This window comes from Candidatus Cloacimonadota bacterium, assembly GCA_021734245.1.
Taxonomy (GTDB): Bacteria; Cloacimonadota; Cloacimonadia; order Cloacimonadales; family TCS61; genus B137-G9.
In genome coordinates this window covers 1-17383 of record JAIPJH010000065.1, presented here as the reverse complement: position 1 = coordinate 17383, position 17383 = coordinate 1, and the positions used below count along the sequence as shown (strand labels likewise).

The 17383-nt window shown below is 38.6% G+C and carries 21 protein-coding genes and 1 pseudogene; 9 read left to right on the top strand and 13 right to left on the bottom strand.

Annotation, left to right across the window (positions count from 1 at the left end):
• Positions 1-207 precede the first annotated feature (207 nt).
• Both K9N40_09910 and K9N40_09905 read left to right on the top strand, forming a co-directional pair.
• Positions 208-1116, top strand: a complete 909-nt coding sequence (locus K9N40_09910) for a HAMP domain-containing histidine kinase (protein MCF7814781.1) — start codon at positions 208-210, stop codon at positions 1114-1116.
• A 92-nt stretch (positions 1117-1208) separates the two neighbouring features.
• Positions 1209-2606, top strand: a complete 1398-nt coding sequence (locus K9N40_09905) for a sigma-54 dependent transcriptional regulator (GenBank protein ID MCF7814780.1) — start codon at positions 1209-1211, stop codon at positions 2604-2606.
• A 180-nt stretch (positions 2607-2786) separates the two neighbouring features.
• Here the strand turns inward: K9N40_09905 and K9N40_09900 are convergent, their stop codons facing one another.
• Complete coding sequence (locus K9N40_09900) at positions 2787-3959, bottom strand: ATP-binding protein (protein MCF7814779.1); 1173 nt, start codon at positions 3957-3959, stop codon at positions 2787-2789.
• 250 nt (positions 3960-4209) lie between these two features.
• Between K9N40_09900 and K9N40_09895 the strand changes: the two genes are divergently transcribed.
• Genes K9N40_09895 through K9N40_09865 form a run of 7 tightly spaced genes read left to right on the top strand, consistent with a single transcriptional unit; the run spans position 4210 to position 8930 of the window.
• Positions 4210-4770 carry a thymidine kinase gene (locus K9N40_09895; GenBank protein MCF7814778.1) on the top strand — a complete coding sequence of 187 codons (561 nt, stop codon included), beginning with the start codon at positions 4210-4212 and terminating at the stop codon, positions 4768-4770.
• On the top strand, positions 4770-5036 hold the full coding sequence (locus tag K9N40_09890; GenBank protein MCF7814777.1) for a YggT family protein: 267 nt from the start codon (positions 4770-4772) through the stop codon (positions 5034-5036). Before K9N40_09895 ends, K9N40_09890 begins: the two co-directional genes overlap by 1 nt.
• 1 nt (position 5037) lies before the next feature.
• Positions 5038-5850, top strand: a complete 813-nt coding sequence (locus K9N40_09885) for a purine-nucleoside phosphorylase (protein ID MCF7814776.1) — start codon at positions 5038-5040, stop codon at positions 5848-5850.
• Between the two features lie 38 nt (positions 5851-5888).
• Complete coding sequence (locus K9N40_09880; protein ID MCF7814775.1) at positions 5889-6266, top strand: TraR/DksA C4-type zinc finger protein; 378 nt, start codon at positions 5889-5891, stop codon at positions 6264-6266.
• Positions 6263-6805 (top strand): signal peptidase II, encoded by a 543-nt coding sequence (lspA, locus tag K9N40_09875; GenBank protein ID MCF7814774.1) that lies wholly within the window; start codon positions 6263-6265, stop codon positions 6803-6805. Before K9N40_09880 ends, lspA begins: the two co-directional genes overlap by 4 nt.
• Entirely contained in the window at positions 6802-8079 is a 1278-nt protein-coding gene (locus K9N40_09870) for a hypothetical protein (protein ID MCF7814773.1), read from the top strand. Before lspA ends, K9N40_09870 begins: the two co-directional genes overlap by 4 nt.
• A gap of 11 nt (positions 8080-8090) precedes the next feature.
• Complete coding sequence (locus K9N40_09865) at positions 8091-8930, top strand: hypothetical protein (protein MCF7814772.1); 840 nt, start codon at positions 8091-8093, stop codon at positions 8928-8930.
• Positions 8931-8987: 57 nt separating this feature from the next.
• Here K9N40_09865 and K9N40_09860 read toward each other — a convergent pair whose 3' ends face one another.
• The 12 genes and pseudogenes from K9N40_09860 to K9N40_09805 all read right to left on the bottom strand — a co-directional run bounded on the left by K9N40_09860 (position 8988) and on the right by K9N40_09805 (position 17300).
• Positions 8988-9353, bottom strand: coding sequence for a single-stranded DNA-binding protein (locus tag K9N40_09860; GenBank protein MCF7814771.1), 366 nt, complete (start codon positions 9351-9353; stop codon positions 8988-8990).
• Positions 9354-9553: 200 nt separating this feature from the next.
• On the bottom strand, positions 9554-9853 hold the full coding sequence (locus tag K9N40_09855) for a DeoR family transcriptional regulator (GenBank protein MCF7814770.1): 300 nt from the start codon (positions 9851-9853) through the stop codon (positions 9554-9556).
• Between the two features lie 165 nt (positions 9854-10018).
• Entirely contained in the window at positions 10019-10969 is a 951-nt protein-coding gene (locus K9N40_09850) for a GDP-mannose 4,6-dehydratase (GenBank protein MCF7814769.1), read from the bottom strand.
• Between the two features lie 30 nt (positions 10970-10999).
• Positions 11000-11290, bottom strand: a complete 291-nt coding sequence (locus K9N40_09845; GenBank protein MCF7814768.1) for a hypothetical protein — start codon at positions 11288-11290, stop codon at positions 11000-11002.
• Positions 11291-11570: 280 nt separating this feature from the next.
• Positions 11571-11771: pseudogene (locus tag K9N40_09840) on the bottom strand (type II toxin-antitoxin system VapB family antitoxin).
• Positions 11772-11852: 81 nt separating this feature from the next.
• Positions 11853-12863: a UDP-glucose 4-epimerase GalE gene (gene galE / locus K9N40_09835; protein MCF7814767.1), complete on the bottom strand. Its 1011-nt coding sequence runs from the start codon at positions 12861-12863 to the stop codon at positions 11853-11855.
• 84 nt (positions 12864-12947) lie between these two features.
• The gene (locus tag K9N40_09830) at positions 12948-13322 is read right to left on the bottom strand and encodes a four helix bundle protein (GenBank protein MCF7814766.1); all 375 of its coding nucleotides are present in this window, start codon (positions 13320-13322) and stop codon (positions 12948-12950) included.
• A 28-nt stretch (positions 13323-13350) separates the two neighbouring features.
• Positions 13351-13881: an HTH domain-containing protein gene (locus K9N40_09825; GenBank protein MCF7814765.1), complete on the bottom strand. Its 531-nt coding sequence runs from the start codon at positions 13879-13881 to the stop codon at positions 13351-13353.
• A gap of 125 nt (positions 13882-14006) precedes the next feature.
• Positions 14007-14378 (bottom strand): four helix bundle protein, encoded by a 372-nt coding sequence (locus tag K9N40_09820; GenBank protein MCF7814764.1) that lies wholly within the window; start codon positions 14376-14378, stop codon positions 14007-14009.
• A 36-nt stretch (positions 14379-14414) separates the two neighbouring features.
• On the bottom strand, positions 14415-15740 hold the full coding sequence (locus K9N40_09815) for a UDP-glucose/GDP-mannose dehydrogenase family protein (protein MCF7814763.1): 1326 nt from the start codon (positions 15738-15740) through the stop codon (positions 14415-14417).
• 162 nt (positions 15741-15902) lie between these two features.
• Complete coding sequence (locus K9N40_09810) at positions 15903-16265, bottom strand: GIY-YIG nuclease family protein (GenBank protein MCF7814762.1); 363 nt, start codon at positions 16263-16265, stop codon at positions 15903-15905.
• 414 nt (positions 16266-16679) lie between these two features.
• The gene (locus K9N40_09805) at positions 16680-17300 is read right to left on the bottom strand and encodes a hypothetical protein (GenBank protein MCF7814761.1); all 621 of its coding nucleotides are present in this window, start codon (positions 17298-17300) and stop codon (positions 16680-16682) included.
• Positions 17301-17383: the final 83 nt, after the last annotated feature.

Sequence of the window (17383 nt, the reverse complement as noted above, 5' to 3'; positions counted from 1 at the left end):
GACTCTATATGAAGAGCCTGTTCAAATAATTCTTTATACATTTTTCCCCCATTTATTTTTTAGAGGAAAATTTCTTCATAGCTTTTTTTTCTTCAACTACTTTTTTAACTTCACCCACTCTTTTCTAAAAAGAACCAAATTGAATTTATAGAAGTGATTACTTGGAATTATTCCATTATTATAATTTTCTTATCATTTTTCTTATTTATGGCATTACTTTACATATTCCATTTCAAATTAATAATACCAATAAAATCACCAGTAAAAAGTTATTTCATTCATTTTAATTTTATTCACACCTTCCATTTTATTAATCTTAAAGGAAAAATTTCGAAACAAATTAATCTGCCTAAAAAATACTCAAATTCAAAATCTGAAGTTTATAATATTCTCTCTGACCTTTCCGATACACCCATTCTAATCTACCATAAAAACTTCCTGCTTTTCAAATACACTGTTTACGAAATTCAATCCCGGGATGAATCGGAGATCATTCAGCGCATCTCGCACGACATGAAAAACCAGGTGCTGATGATGAAAATGCTGACAGATCAATATGCCGAAGAAGTAAAAGAAAAAAACCAAACCTATCTGGATCGTTTGACCAATTCCATCGATAACATTTCCCAGGCTGCTCAGACACTTTCCAAGTTTTCTCATATTGATAAACTTTACAAAGAGAAAGTTGAACTCAATATGTTCATCAGACAGGTGCTGATGAATCATGTGGAACACAACAATTTTCACTGCATCGAATTTGAATCTTCTAAAACAGATATTTACATAATAATTGACGAGAACCTCTTCAGGATTGCTTTGGATAATCTTATTATGAATGCATTGGAAGAAGTTACAAAAGATCAAAATATAAAGCTTAAGTTGCAAAAATTAAAATCAGAAATATTACTGACAATTTCCAACCCGATAAATCAAAAAGAATATCAGTCGGAAGAGTTCGGCAATGTAGGTTATTCCAGCAAGCCGAAAGGCTCTGGGATCGGTTTGCCGATAGCAAAAGTGATCATTGAAAGGCATGAAGGTGAATTGGATTATTTTGTGAGTGAAGGTGATTTCTGCGTGTTAATAAAATTACCGTTTAAACCAATCACAGCGTAGTTTATAAAATTTTTTATTTGTTTACTTCCCCCTGCCAGCCTTGCCGAAGTTATACGAAGGCTGGTCAAGGGGGATTGAGGGGGTTAAAATAGATGAACAAAATCCTGATTCTGGAAGACAATCCCGATCTTTTGGAGTTTTATTCCGATTTGTTAAAAAAAGCAGATTATGATGTTAGAACCAGCTCCAACAGTGATGAGTTTTTTGACTGGTATGAGCGCTTCCATCCCGATCTATTGATTTTGGATATTAAATTAAATAACAGCAGGTTAAGCGGTATTCAAGTATTTGAACGACTGAAACTGGAAAACAATTTCACCTCTCAGGTTATCATCCTTTCTGGTGAAGCCAGCCGCTCCGAGGTCGCCCATTCAATTAAGCTGGGAGCATATACTTTCATCGAGAAAAGCAGCGGTTTCAATTCCATGAAGTTCCTCAACGAAGTTAAACAAGCTCTGAAACTTAAGCAGCAGCAGCAGTTGTCTTCCGCTCTTACTACAGATAAAGAAAATCTTCGGTATGATCTGATCCGGGAAGCTCCACTGATAGGCAAATCAAGTGCAATTATGCAGGTAAAAGACAGGATAGCACGCTTTGCCGCAGGCAATGTAGATGTACTTATTCAGGGTGAGACTGGCACGGGAAAAGATATCGTTGCCAGGCAGCTTTACCTGCAATCGGAAAGACTGGGAAAACCTTATGTCGTTGTCAATTCGGGAGGTATGCCGGAAACTCTGATAGATTCAGAACTTTTCGGTCACAAAAAAGGCTCCTTTACCGGTGCTGTAAATGACAAACAAGGTTTTTTCGAACAGGCTTCGGGCGGCGTCCTGTTTCTGGATGAGATCTCAAATATAAATGCAAATGTACAAGCAAAGATATTAAGAGCGATCGAACAGAAAGAAATTCGCATCGTTGGTGGAGATACAAAAAAAGTCGATGTTCGACTTATTTTCGCATGCAATAAGAACCTGTTGAAACTGGTGAAAGAAAAATCTTTTCGAAAAGATCTGTTTTTCCGGTTAGATGGAAATATCATTCAACTTCCACCACTTCGAGCCAGGTCGGATGATATTCTAATCTTGTTTCACTATTTCTGTGAAAAATATAAGCAGGATCAATCAGGTTCTTTCGATATCGATCTCAAAAAACTAAGATCAGAATTTCTTGCTTATCACTGGCCCGGAAACGTGCGGGAATTGAAGAAATTAACCGAATACCTGTTTGTTATGTACGACCATTTTGACAATGACATTGTCATAAAAGAATTGAAGCGAAGAAAAACAGGACGACAGGAGACAATTTTTAATGATATAGAAACTATTATTGCCAACCAGGATTATGAAGAAGCAACAGCTGAGTTTGATAAAAAATATTTACAGTATCACCTGAGACGGCACAACAATAAAGTAAGTAAAGTTGCTAAGATCTTGAATTTAAATCGATCGACCATATATCAGAAGATAAATAAGTATGGGATCGAGATTTAGTTTTCCACATATTAGTTTGATAAGACATCTTTATCACATCACAAATATTTGTCATGCTGATCGAATACTCTCCAGGTTTTAGCAAAAAGGTAATCTTCATTCTGAGAAATTGATCTTAATGTTACTGTGACTAAATTAATCATCAATTTTTTGTAGAACATAAAGCTAATCTCAGAAGATTCAATAATAATTAACAAACGAGTTGAAAAAGTCTTTGAAATTAAAAATATTGTAGTTGCTTCTTACTTGTGACAATCCAGTATAAACTATAGTTCCTAAATGTTCGGAAGCATGAAATTGTGAGAAATAGTTTAAATTTTTTGTAAATGTTTTATTAAATGTTGAAGCAGATTTTATCTCAATCGGAAGCAGATCAATACCATTATCAATTATTGTATCTATTTCAACACCCGATTTATCTCGGTAAAAATTGAACTCTTTTTTCAAACCATGATGGTAATTCATTTTCAGCATTTCAGCAATTATAAAATTTTCAAAAAGTGATCCTCTGTTCGGCAATGAATTCAAGTGTTCACTTTTCTTTGCTCCATTTAAGTAGGCACACAATCCTACATCATAAAAATACATTTTCGGAGTCTTAACTAACCGTTTTTTTAGATTACTGTGGTAGGGCTGAAGTAGAAATATTAAATAGCTTTGCTCTAAGATTGAAATCCAGTTCTTTATAGTGGGAACCGAAACGCCACAAGCATTAGACAAATTAGAATAATTTAACAATTGCCCAGTTCTGGCAGCGCATAATCTCAAGAATGTTCTGAAAATTTTTAATTCCCGAATTTCGCTGAACATTCTCACATCTCTTTCAACATAAGTTTCAATATAGGCAGATAAACTATCGGTAGGATCAAGCTTGTCATTGAATATCCTGGGATAAAATCCTGTATAGAGAATTTTATTCATCCAAGACCTTGACTTATCAGTTTCCGAATAAACTTCTAGAAAAGAAAATGGAAGCAGTTTCAATATTGCTGTTCTTCCTGCTAGTGATTGAGATATTTTACTTGATAACTCAAACTGCGAGCTGCCGGTTAGAATAAATTCTCCTTTTTTTTGTTTTCTATCCACAATTCCTTGAATGTAGGAGAGTAATGATGGTACACGCTGAATTTCATCGATAATTACACCATTCGAAAATTCTGATAAAAAAGCACGCGGATCATCTTCAGCATAATCACGATAGTCCAGATCTTCCAATGATACATATTTTTTATCAGGAAATGTGTGTCGGCAGATCGTAGTCTTACCGGACTGACGTGGTCCTGTGATCGTAACCGCCGGATACTGATCTGCGAACTTTTTCAGGAGAACTTCTGCATCTCTTTTAATATACATTTTACACCTCACTCTTGAGACAAATTTAATTTACTACTTTAAATTTGTCCAATAAATTTTTATACTATAAATTATTTTCAAGGTAATAACTAAATTAAGAGCAAATTCTATAACCTTCTTATCTCTCTATTATGACTATAATTGCCTATATTTTAAGTCCTTACAATCCACCTGAATCCGGCTCCTGAATTCGACCCACAAATCATTTGACACATAAAAGTGCTGTCAAATATATGGCACCGGAGTTGATATGAATATTATCAAGAATAAGACAGGCTGGATAGAGGTGATCTGTGGCAGCATGTTCAGTGGCAAAACTGAGGAGCTTATCCGGCGTGTACATAGAGCAGAATTCGCCCGACAGAAGATCCAGGTATTCAAGCCGAAAATTGATAATAGATATGATGAGAATCAGATTGTCTCACATAGTCAGATGAAAACTCCTTCCGTACTTGTGGAAACTTCCCGGGAAATTCACCAGCAGGTAAAATATGATACTGAAGTTGTCGTGATAGATGAGATCCAGTTTTTTGATGAAGGTATTGTTAAGTTATGCAGCCGCGTGGCTGATAGTGGCAAACGGGTTATTGCTGCCGGACTGGATCAGGATTACCGGGGCAAACCTTTTGGCCCGATGCCGGCTTTACTGGCTATTGCTGAATATGTAACCAAACTCAACGCTATCTGCGTAAAATGCGGCAATCCTGCCAGTAGAACTCAAAGGCTCACTCACGATAAAGAAACCGTCGTGGTCGGAGCCTCGGGCATCTACGAAGCACGCTGCCGCAACTGTCATGAGGTATTTGAATAATGAATTCTTTAGCACTGTTTATAAATCAGCTGATCGATATTTATATAATTATTATTGTTATCAGGGCTGTTCTTTCCTGGTTTCCCATCACAGCTCAAAGCCCCTTTTTTAGTATCTACGTTTTTATCATCCGCATCACAGAACCGGTTTTAGGCTGGGTTCGAATGCAGATGCGAAAAATAATCCCGAATATGATGATAGATTTTTCTCCTATCATCGTCATCATCCTTTTAAATATACTGCGTAATATCATTCTGGGATTGTAATATGCTGAAAACTCTACAGACAGCAGCGGATCATCTGAAAGGAAAAATCAAGCAGCAACCGGATATCGGGATTATTCTGGGTACAGGATTGAACTCGGTGGCCGATCTGATAGAAGATCCCACCATTGTAGATTACCAGGATGTTCCCCAGATGCCTTCCTCCACAGCCCCCTCTCATAAAGGCAGGTTTGTATTTGGAGAGCTGTCTGGGAAACAGGTCGTGATCATGCAGGGCAGACTGCACTACTACGAAGGCTACAGCATGCAGCAGATCACTTTTCCGATTCGCCTTCTCAAACTGCTGGGAATTGAAACTCTCATTATCACCAATGCGGCTGGCAGTCTGAATGAAGACCTGCAGCCCGGCGATCTGGTAGTGATCGATGATCATATCAATTTTACCGGAGATAATCCTCTGATTGGTAAGAATCTGGCTGATTTTGGCGAACGGTTTCCCAGCTTCAACCAGCCTTACAGCAAACGTCTGCGGGATCTGTGTGATGAGATCGCCAGGGAAAAAGGATTTCAATTGAAACACGGAGTTTATACAGGACTGGCCGGTCCCAGCCTGGAAACCAGGGCAGAATGCAAAATGCTGCAGAAACTGGGTTCAGACCTGGTTGGCATGTCAACCGTACCGGAGGTGATCGTAGCAGTTCACAGTGGTATGGAAGTTCTGGGCATCTCCACAGTTACCAATCTCAGTAACATTTTTCATTCCAAACCCCACAGTCAGGAAGAGATCTGGAAATATGCCGAGCAGGCCAGAGTTAAGCTGGAATATCTGATCAATAATATCATAGAAAAAATATAAAGGGAAGGGAGTAGCTAATGGCTGCCAAAGAATTTACCATGAAAAAACTCGAGAAGTACGAAGAGATACTTCTGGAAGAAAAAAACCAAACTCAAAAGATCATTCACGGCATCGATGAGATTCAGAAACGCGGTGCTAAAGACCAGTCGGGAGATCTGTCATCTTATTCTGTGCATCAGGCGGATCTGGGAACAGATACTGATGAAGCGGAAAAGAGGGTCTATCTTCTGAACAAGGAATTGGAAAAACTAAAATATATCAACCAGGCATTACGCAGAATTTATGACAAATCTTATGGAATCTGTGAGATTTGTGGAGATTTGATTTCCGAAAAAAGATTGAAGATTGTTCCTTATGCCAAGTTTTGCATCGATTGTAAATCTAAAGAGGAAATGAAAAAGAGAAGAAGACGTTGAACCATATAGAAGAAAATACTATTCAGGAAACAACTCGAGATGCCAGGATCGTGGTGGGAAATATCACATTTTTCTGGATCTCATTTTTCATCATATTTCTGGATCAGCTTACCAAATATCTGGTCAGAGCCAATATCAGCTATGGCGACATAATCAAGCTCACACCCAAATTTTTCTGGCTGACTCATGTTCGTAATACCGGGGCAGCTTTCAGTTTTTCATTCGGATCCGCCGAGCTCAATCGCATCATTTTTCTGATCGTTTCTTCTCTGGCTTCACTGCTGCTGGTCTATCTCATCTTAAGCTCCCGCAACAAGGTTGATACAATAGCATACAGCCTGATCCTGGGTGGTGCTGTGGGAAATCTGATCGATCGTATCATCTACGGTTATGTTACTGATTTCATCTGGACCGATTTTCCTGATTTTATCATGAACAGGTGGCCGGTATTCAATATTGCCGACAGCTCTATTGTTGTCGCTATCTGCCTTTTGATAATTTTCAGTGTTTTCTCGAACAAAGCAAAGGAGAGTGCATGAAATATATTTTATTGCTACTGACAATTTTACCCGGCCTGCTGCTGGCTCAGACCATTACACCCATCGCCAGTATTCAGGACAGTACAAATGTTTATAATGGCCAGATCGTGACCATTGAAGGTCTTGTGACCATCGGGGTGGGAATTACTCACGACCAGCGCTGCAATGTCTTTATTCAGGACGATTCGGATCGCGGTATGATGATCTTCGATTATGATATTACATCGGCTTATGAAAATGATCTGATCCGCGGTAACGAAGTACGCGTAACAGGTGAAGTGGATGAATACAACGGAGTTACAGAACTCACCGATTTTTCCTACCAGGTGCTGTCCACCGGCAATCCTGATCCGGTTCCGGTCTATCTGGAATTGAACCAGTATCTGAACGATTATGAAGGAACTTTCGTGAAAGTGATCGGCACTGTATCCGATCCCTATTACGCCGGCGGTGGCTGGAACCTGACTGTGGAAGATCTGACCGGCGGCACGACTATTATTCGCGTCTGGGATTCCACCGGCATCGATGTTTCAGAATTTGTGGATGGCTATCTTCTGCAGGCAATCGGTGTGGGAAGTATTTACAACAACAGTTTTCAGATTTTAGCTGGTTATCAGGATCATCTGGGACCAGGAGAATATGAGAACTATCCCTGGGGAGATATTTCAACTACCATAGCCGGAAAACCTGTTGAGATCACTTTCGGTTATCCTGAGACTTTCAACTCGGTCGACCTCTATTGGAAGACCAATGCTGATCTGAACTGGAATCTGGAGGAGATGACACTATTTACAAATGTACGCATTGACAGTTTTATGGTGCAGCTGCCTTCCTTTAAACAGGGAGAAATTGTCTCTTTCTATATTGAAGCCTTCGAAGCTGACGGTGATACGCTGATCCTGCCGGAAGAATTTCCCGCTGCCGATCCTTTCTTTTTCAATATTGATGTTCCCAAATTAAAAGCAGTGCTGACAGTTCCTCCTAAAGCTTTTAATCCCTACATGGCAGAGACCTTCCCCATCGAATTCGGCTCCCGCAGTGGTGACAAGGTTATCCTGCGCATCTACAATGCAGAAGGCAAGCTGATGGTGGAACCGCTAAATAATATTTTATCAGGCAGCGGCATTACCCGGTATAACTGGAACGGCAAGGATAAAGATAATAAACTGGTTCCGCTGGGTTTATATATTTGTTATCTGGAAGTGACCAATACTATAAATGGCAGTAAAAGCACAGCCAAAGCTCCCATCGTGGTGGGCGCTCCGCTGAAATAAGGAGGAGAATCATGAAAAAAACTATACTTGTACTACTGATAATTGCCACAGCTCTGCAGCTGGCAGCTATTTTTGATGATTATGAACCTTCTCCCCGAGCACGTGGAATGGGTGGAGCTTTCTATGCCACCAGTGATGATGCCAATGCTGTCTTCTACAATCCGGCCGGCCTGGTAAATTCTCCGAATAATATTCTGGTGGGTTATACTCAGCTTTTCGGCTGTGATTTTGCCGAAGTCAGCAGTTTTGCTTTCGGCCTGAAACTGCCCGGCAAATTCGGGCGTATCGGATTTGGTTTGTTGTCATTGGATGCAGAATACCTGGGAGTTAACCTCTTATCAGAAAAGAACTATGTGGTTTCACATGGAATGAATATTCTGAAGGATATCCACTCCTCACTGGATTTCGGTTACAGCCTCAATATGTACAGCCTGAAGATCGACGGTTTTGGCAGTCAGTCGGTGCTGGGAATAAATGCTGGTCTTCTGGCCACACTGCATCAACGCACCAGGATCGGTTTCACAGTTTATAATCTCAATAATCCGGCGGTGGGAACAGGTAACGATCATGAGCTGCCGCAAAGGATTGCCATGGGAATTTCCTATTCGCCCTATGCCGATGTAACGACCAATCTTGAACTGAAAAAAGCGATCGATGGTGATACTGAGATCCACACCGGCAGCGAAGTGAAAGTGCTGGATATGCTGATTCTGCGACTGGGCCTGCGCACCAATCCCAAAAGCTTTTCAGCCGGAGCCCGTTTTGACATGTTCAATGTACTGATCGATTACGCTGTCAACACACACACCATGGGTCTTACCCATCATTTTGGTGTGGGATATAAATTCTAAGTTACAAAAGAATTTAAAAGTTTTTAAGCTGGTAGATTATTCACTGCCAGCTTTTTTTTATTCATCCTCCTTCCTATCAGGAAAGCTGAGCAGATGAACCCGGTCTGCCCTGATCAAAATTTTGGAATGATTGCGGCCTTCTTTGTCCTTCCAGTTGTTAGATTTAAGACTGCCTTCCACAATAACTGGAATACCTTTTTTATAGAACTCTTCGGCTCTTTCGGCCAGAGCTCCCCAGACTTCCACATCCACAAAGGATACGGATTCCTGCCACTTTTCGTCTTTGCCGCGATAACGCTGGTTGTGAGCCACGGTGATGGTAGTGACGGCAATGTTATTGGCTCCGACATGATTTACCTGGGCATCCCGCACGATATTACCGGCGATGGATACACTGTTAATACTGGGTGGGCGCATACTCATAATAACCTCCAAATTTTGTTTTTGCAACAATTCTTTTTCTTTCTTTTTTGTAAGAACTTGCACTTACTGAAAATGGATATGAAAGATAATTAGTCAAATATTTTTTTTTTTAGGCAAATAAAAAGACCGTCACTTGCATGACGGTCTTGAGAAAATTTTATTTACTTTCAGCTTTGGCTTCAACCCTCTCTGGAAAATTTCTATTGGGCAGCGACCTGGAAATTGAATTTTTGTTTTATTTCTCTTTCATCAATTTCCTTTTCGTAATATTTCTGAATATCAATAGGTTGAATTAACTCATACGCTGGTGAAATAACATATCTTGTTGATCTTCCCTTTCCTTTTACCATCGGGTATTCATTTAAAACTAGATTTTTGAGATCTCTTTTTAAGGTTGCATAACTTACAGGTATAGAAAGTCCCTCAAAAATCTCTTTTGAAGAAAGTTCGCCGTTGGTTTTTATGTACCGCAAAATATCACGATCTCTATTTTGAATCATCTGATAATTCCTTTTGAAGCTCACATAACTACTTTTATAAGCTCAAATATTGAGCTTTTTGAGCCAATTCCCATGCTCCAATGAGCTATAATATCACAAAATACTGATAACTTATTTTCTATCAATCAATCACAATTTATGTACTTGCTTATACAAATCCCTATGTTACTGCTGTTTGAGCCAATCTATAAACAGGGCAATTCCATCCTGGAAATCAATTTGAGGATCATAACCCAGGATTTTTCTGCTCTTGGTAATATCGGCAAAGGTCTGCTGCACATCTCCCGGCTGCAGAGGAAGTATTTTCTTTTCAGCTTTGATCTGAAGTGTATCCTCCAGGGTGCTGATCATATCTTGAAGACTGATGGTCTGCGATTCACCCAGATTGAAGACATCATAGACGTAAGTGGAATCAACATAATTAACAGCTTTCAAAATACCATCGATAATATCATCGATGTAAGTGTAATCACGTCTGGTTGTGCCATCACCAAAAACCGGAATTTCTTCGCCATTCAACATTCTACGGGTAAATTTATGGATAGCCAGATCAGGTCTCTGACGTGGGCCGTAAACTGTGAAAAAGCGCAGACAGATCAGCGAAATAGCATAGAGTTTATGATAGGTATGACAGATCAGTTCTCCGGCTTTTTTGGTAGCAGCATAAGGAGAAATAGGATGATCTACCGGATCGGTTTCGGCAAAAGGAACTTTTTTGTTATTGCCGTAAACTGAGGAGGAAGAAGCAAAAATGAATTTTTTAATACCATGCTTTTTACACTCTTCCAAAAGATTAACTGTTCCATTTATATTAACTTCTGTATAAAGTTGTGGGTCTTCGATAGAAGGACGTACACCAGCCATAGCTGCCAGATGAATAACCAGATCAAAATCATTTTCAGTAAAGATTTCTGAGGCAGTTTTTTGATGTCTAATATCAGCTTCGATCAGCTTAAAGTTATCGTTTTTCAGCAGTTCTTCAATATTCTTATGCTTGATAGCAGGATCGTAAAAATCACAGAAATTATCCAGACCGATAACTTGATGCTCTTTGACTAAAGCTTCTGCTAAATGTGAGCCGATAAAACCCGCTGCTCCAGTAATTAATACTTTCATTTTGGTCTATTTCCTTTTGAGTAATATTTTTTATTTGGGACTAGTTGGTTTATCAGGAATAGTCATCTGTAATAAACCTTCTTTAAGCAAGGGGTTTAGAATTTTTGATCGGAAATATTCCCGATGTTTCAAACCCAGAAATTCCTTTATTTCTCTACTTGTTCTGGGTTTTTGGCAAAAATCCAGTACTTTTGAGAATAAATTAACTTCAATGATTTTATTAGCTTGCTCGGTAGCTTGCTCGGTAGCTTGCTCAGTAACTTGCTCGGTAGAGCTAAATTTCAGTGGTATTTCTAATTTAAAAATATCTGCTTCGAACAAGCTGGGTTCCATGCCAGCAGAATAAATTTAGTATATTTATAGAGATTTCTAACGCCTGATCCTAATTCCTCGGCCAAGCCAATTTCTCTAAAAAACCGTGATATTAAGGGATTTTTGGGGAAAGGGGAGAAACTGTTGGGATCAATAAGTCCGTATCCATGAGGACGATTGGCATTTTCAGTAAATACTCTATCTTTCTCAATCAGAAATTTAGCAGGAAATGAACTCAGATATTCCCTCTTTCTTTGCAAAGACCAGACAGATGGATCAACCAAAACTTTCATCTTTTCTTTCGCCCTTCTTTATAATTATATTCAGAATCGTATTCAACAGAACCAAATAAATCAACAATCTCCATCTGCTTATACCTTTTCATATATTCCCGTAACGCTTTATTAACTTTATCCTTCTTTGTTTTGATGCCAGCAATTTTTTAAGCTTCATTAATTAATTTGAAATCAATTGTTAAATTTATTACCAAAATTTATTCAAACTATTCCAGCAAAGACATATTAATTCTAAGAGCACAATAATTATCAATATTCCCAAAGTACTAGTGAATTTAAACATACCCTCCCGGATTTTCCTTCTGCCACTTCCAGGCATCTTTGCACATGGCATCGATATCTTTTTCAGCCTGCCAGCTGAGTTCTTTTTGGGCTAGAGAAGCATCAGCAAAACTGGTAGCAATATCTCCGGGACGTCTATCCACAATTTTATAGGGAATTGTTATGCCGGTTGTTTTTTCAAAGGCTTTGATCACTTCCAACACACTGTAGCCTTTACCGCAACCAAGATTATAAACTTTCAAACCACAATTTTTTTCTATCTGATCCAGAGCTTTAAGATGACCAATCGCCAGATCTACCACATGAATATAATCGCGAACTCCGGTGCCATCAGGTGTGGGATAGTTATTGCCAAATACATTGAGTTGATCTCGCTTACCAACTGCCACCTGACTGATAAACGGCATCAGATTATTGGGAATTCCGTTGGGGTCTTCACCGATCAAACCGCTGGCATGAGCACCTACCGGATTGAAATAGCGCAGCAAAACGATATTCCAGTCAGGATCAGATTTCTGCAGATCTTCCAGGATATGTTCGATCATCAGTTTTGATTGTCCATAAGGATTGGTAGCTGAGCGCGGATAGTCTTCCTTGAAAGGTACATCCTGATTAAAACCGTAAACCGTAGCAGATGAGCTGAAGATGAAATTCTTGATATTATGTTTTTGAAGAACTCGGCATAAATTTACTGTGCCTGCAACATTGTTGTGATAATACTCCAGCGGAATTTCTGTGGATTCACCCACTGCTTTCAAACCGGCAAAATGGATCACAGCATCATAGCTGTTTTGACTGCAGATATCATTTAGTTTATCAGTATCCAGAATATCACATTTATGGAATTCTGGTCTAATGTTGGTGATCTGCTCTATACGATCTAAAACCATTACCTTGCTGTTGGAAAGATTATCGATGATGGTAACTTGATGGCCTTCCTGCAGTAATTCCACCACAGTGTGGCTGCCAATATATCCCGTACCGCCGGTTACTAATAATTTCATAATGATTTATTATTCCTATTAGAATTAATTACTTCGAATTTAAAAGAAATGAGAGGTGAGAGGTGAGATTAATTTTAAGATACATTATTTACAAAATTTTTGAGGATTATTTATCATTGAGATTAACATTTTACGGACTTCTTCATATTCTGCACGGAAATATGTATGTTTTTTCATTTTAATATAATCACAATCTTTAGAATAATCCAGCCAAACTTCAGTTTCGTATTCTTCACCCAAAGCATCAGAAAGTTTAGATACAAAATATTTTTCATAAATTCTTTTGGACCAAGCCTCAGAGATATTCGAAGTAACAGATCGGGAAGAACGACGAATTTGATCTGTGAGAGAATACTTTTCTTCTATAGGAAATTTTTTACTGTCTTCGAAAATTTCCATAGCTAATTTATATGCTTTCTGATAAACTATCAAATCGCGAAAACTATTTATAATTGCCATGTCTCATCTCTCAATTCTCAGTTCTGTTTTACTTTACGAAATATCCACCGGTTTTTGGAGCACCTTTGAATTCGATTTTTTCTTCATCTCGGAGTTTCTGAAGTCGCCTTTCCAAAGTTCGTTTAGAGATCTGTAGAATTTCTGCAAGTTGCGTAACATTTACTCCGGGATTATTGTGAATTATTTCAAGCAATTTATTTACACCGCCATTTACTCCGCCATTTACTCCGCCAGAAGATATATGTTTTCCTGCCGAAATCACATGATATCCACCTGCTCTATGTGAACCCAGAAACTCAATTTCATTTTTATCTTTAAGTTCCTTAAGATTCCTTTCCAGTGTCCTTTTAGAAATTTTAGTAATTTCGCAAAGTCGTGAAGTATTTATTCCAGGAGTTTGGCGAATAATTTCAAGCAATTGATTTACTCCGCCATTTACTCCGCCATTTACACCGCCATTTACTCCGCCATTTTCTATTTCGGAAATTGGAAATAATGTTACCTTAAATGTATTTCCGAAAACTTCAAATTTTGGCAGTGGAGCTTTAGCATATTGCATTAGTGAAATTACTCTTTTAATTCCTGATCCATTGTTTTGGACTTTGAGACCATGTGACTTTGAGACTATGTGACTTTGTGACCATGTGACTTTGAGACTATGTGACTTTGAGACTATGGGATTTATTAAACTGACCATTTTTCCGGATATCGTTCCATATTAACTAATTTTCCTATAATGTGATCATAATCTGTATTTAGTTTATCAAATTCTTTCACACTTATATATTTACATTTCAAACTGTATTCCAGCCAAACTTGAGTTTCCGCGGCTTCGCCTTCAGAATCATTTAATTTTGCGACGAAAGCCTTCGGGTATCTTCTCTTGCGAAATGCTTCAGCCAGGTTGGAAGTCACAGATCTTGATGATCTTCTGATCTGATCAGTCAAAGAGTATCTTTCTTCTTTGGGAAAAGTCTTGGTGATCTCAAAAATCTGCATTGCACAATCGAAAGCTAACTGATATACTTGCAAATCCTGATGATCTCTGATTCTCATTTCTCAAAGTCTCAAAGTCACTCCATCACAGAGTCTCTAAACTTTTCTCCCAATGCCAAAATAGGTAAAGCCCAGCTCTTTCATCTCAGCCGGATTGTACTGGTTACGGCCATCAAAAACTATCGGTGATTTCATCAGCTTTTTCATCTTGGCAAAATCTGGATTACGGAACTGATTCCACTCGGTAAGCAGCATCAGGGCATCAGCACCTTGTAGAGCTTCGTAATTGGTTTCTGTATAAGTTATGTTTTCGTACTGACTGAAAACACGTTTCGCTTCATTCATGGCCACCGGATCGTAAGCTTTGATCTCAGCTCCCAGATCGGTCAGCATTTTGATAATGGTGCGGGAAGGAGCTTCTCGCATATCATCGGTTTTAGGTTTGAAAGAAAGCCCCCAGAGAGCGATGGTTTTTCCTTTCAGATCAGCACCAAAATGTGCTATCAGTTTTTCTGCCAGCCAGCTTTTCTGATCGTCATTCACAGCTTCCACAGCCTGCAGAACTCTGGCTGTCATTCCTTCTTTTTCGGCAATTTTGATCAAGGCTTTCACATCTTTGGGAAAACAGCTGCCACCATAACCGATGCCGGGATAGATGAATTTGTAGCCGATCCTGGAATCAGAGCCGATACCATTACGCACTTCATGCACATCAGCCCCAACTTTTTCACACAAACGGGAAATATCGTTCATGAAGGAAATTTTGGTAGCCAGCATAGCATTGGCAGCGTATTTGGTCATCTCAGCACTGCGTACAGACATCACGATTACTTTATCTTTAGTTCGGGCAAATGGTGCATACAATTCCCGCATCACTTCGGCACATTCTTCGCTGTCTGTTCCCACTACCACGCGGTCTGGTTTCATGCTGTCGTTGATGGCATCACCCTCTTTCAGGAATTCGGGATTAGAAACCACATCGAAGGTGTAATCCACATTTCGCTCATCCAGAATTGCCTGTACGGTTTCGCAAACTCTATCTGCAGTGCCGATGGGAACGGTGGATTTATCGACGATGATCTTGTGACCATTCATATAAGTAGCGATATCCTTGGCCACAGCCAGCACATACTGCAGATCGGCAGAACCGTCTTCATCGGGTGGCGTACCCACTGCGATAAAACAAACATCAGAATTTTCGACTGCGTGCTTGATATCCATGGTAAAATGTAGACGTTCTTCTTTAAAATTTCGCTGCACCAAATCTTCCAGTCCGGGTTCCCAGATGGGAATTTCTCCAGCCAGAAGCATATCGACTTTGCGTTTGTCGTTATCCACACAGATAACATTATTGCCCATTTCGGCAAAACAGGTTCCTGTTACCAGCCCTACATAGCCGGTTCCGATTACGGTTAGGTTCATTGGTTTACTCCGATTTATATTTTATTTTTTAATAACGCATTTTTATATCACAACATGGTATAAGATACAAGGTTCTGGGTGTTGGGGTTTTAAATCGTCTGATTCTTCCGTCTTCGCAAAGCTTCGCAGGACACAGTCGACAATCTACTTGGAAAGAATTCCTCAAGATGACGGTTTTTTCTTAATATGTTCTAAATATATCTTTCTATTTTCTATGTAAGAATTTATATCAACTTCATTGATCAGAAGATCATAAAAATCAATCCATTTAGGATTCATCGCTTCAATTAATTTTATCTTCTTTTGTCGTAATTTTCTTTTTAAATTCTTTTCTCTTCTAATTGCAGTTTTAACATCTAAGAATTCTTCAAAGTATACAAGCTTGCTTAAATTGTATCTTTTTGTATAACCTTCAATTGTATGGTTCTTATGTTCATTTATTCGTTTTATAAGATTTGTTGTAATACCGATATAAAGCTTTTGATTATGAGAATCTGTAAGAATGTAAACATAACTTTGTTTCATTTATTATAATACATCCTTCGTCAATCTCCTGTGAAAGAATTCCTCAGGATGACGACCAAAGAAAACGTCATGTTGAGGAAATCCCACTGTTGTTTTGACGAAACATGAAAACGTCTCTTTCCGTCTTCGCAAAGCTTCGCAGGACTTTTTCGATTCAGCGTCAGGGTTCAGCCTTTCGCAGATGATGATTTCTCGTTGGACTTCACGTCTCGTGGAGTTTTAGCATTACAATTTTCGTCCCGAAAATTTCACATATCTGTCCGTTAACAATCAGTAAAACATAAAGTTCAATCGAGACGATTGAACCAATAAATTGAATTATTCAAATGGAGAATGTCATCATATTGAGGGACTTTAACTGGCAGACGACGAAACATATTACGTCTATTCTTTCACCTTCGTAACATAAATTGATCAAATAAATTTATAAGCTTCTCGAAATTTATTTAGACGATCATCTAAGGCAAGAATGTTCATTTTTTGACGATACTCTTCCAATAATCCATAGTTAAAATCATTTTTAAGGAAGTCTTCGTCTATTCTTAAGTTTAAAATTTCTTGTTCTGAATTGTAAAAAGGATACAGATAAAATAAATCTAAAAGAGCTTTTTCGGGTGTTGCTATCTTTACTGTTTTATCATCAGATATCGATTTCAATTTATAGCCAAAGAAAAAGTCAGCTTTAATAGTTTTATAGGAAAATTCTCCCATTTGATTAATGAAACTAGATGTTTTGCGTGATGACACACTGGTAATTTGGACAACAGATTCTGGTATCATACCATAAAAAGCTAAGGCAGACTGAAGGCTGATATAAGAAGGAGAATACATTTTATTGGCAAAGTAAAGCTCAAAATCCGGCTTGGACAGATATTCGGAGAAAGTATAATAAGCTTGTTTTAACCGCAATATGTAACCTTTTTTCAGCCATCTTGTCAGATTTTTCCGATCAAAGTCTGGCTGCCAGGCATAAATCTGATTAAGATTAAAACAGGCAAGATCGAAAAATTCTTCTTTAAAATCAAGATATTTCATAATTTTTATTTCTGCTACGGGCTATTTTTGGTACTTTATGGAAACAATAGTACAAAAGAGGAAATAGTGAGAATAAATGAAGA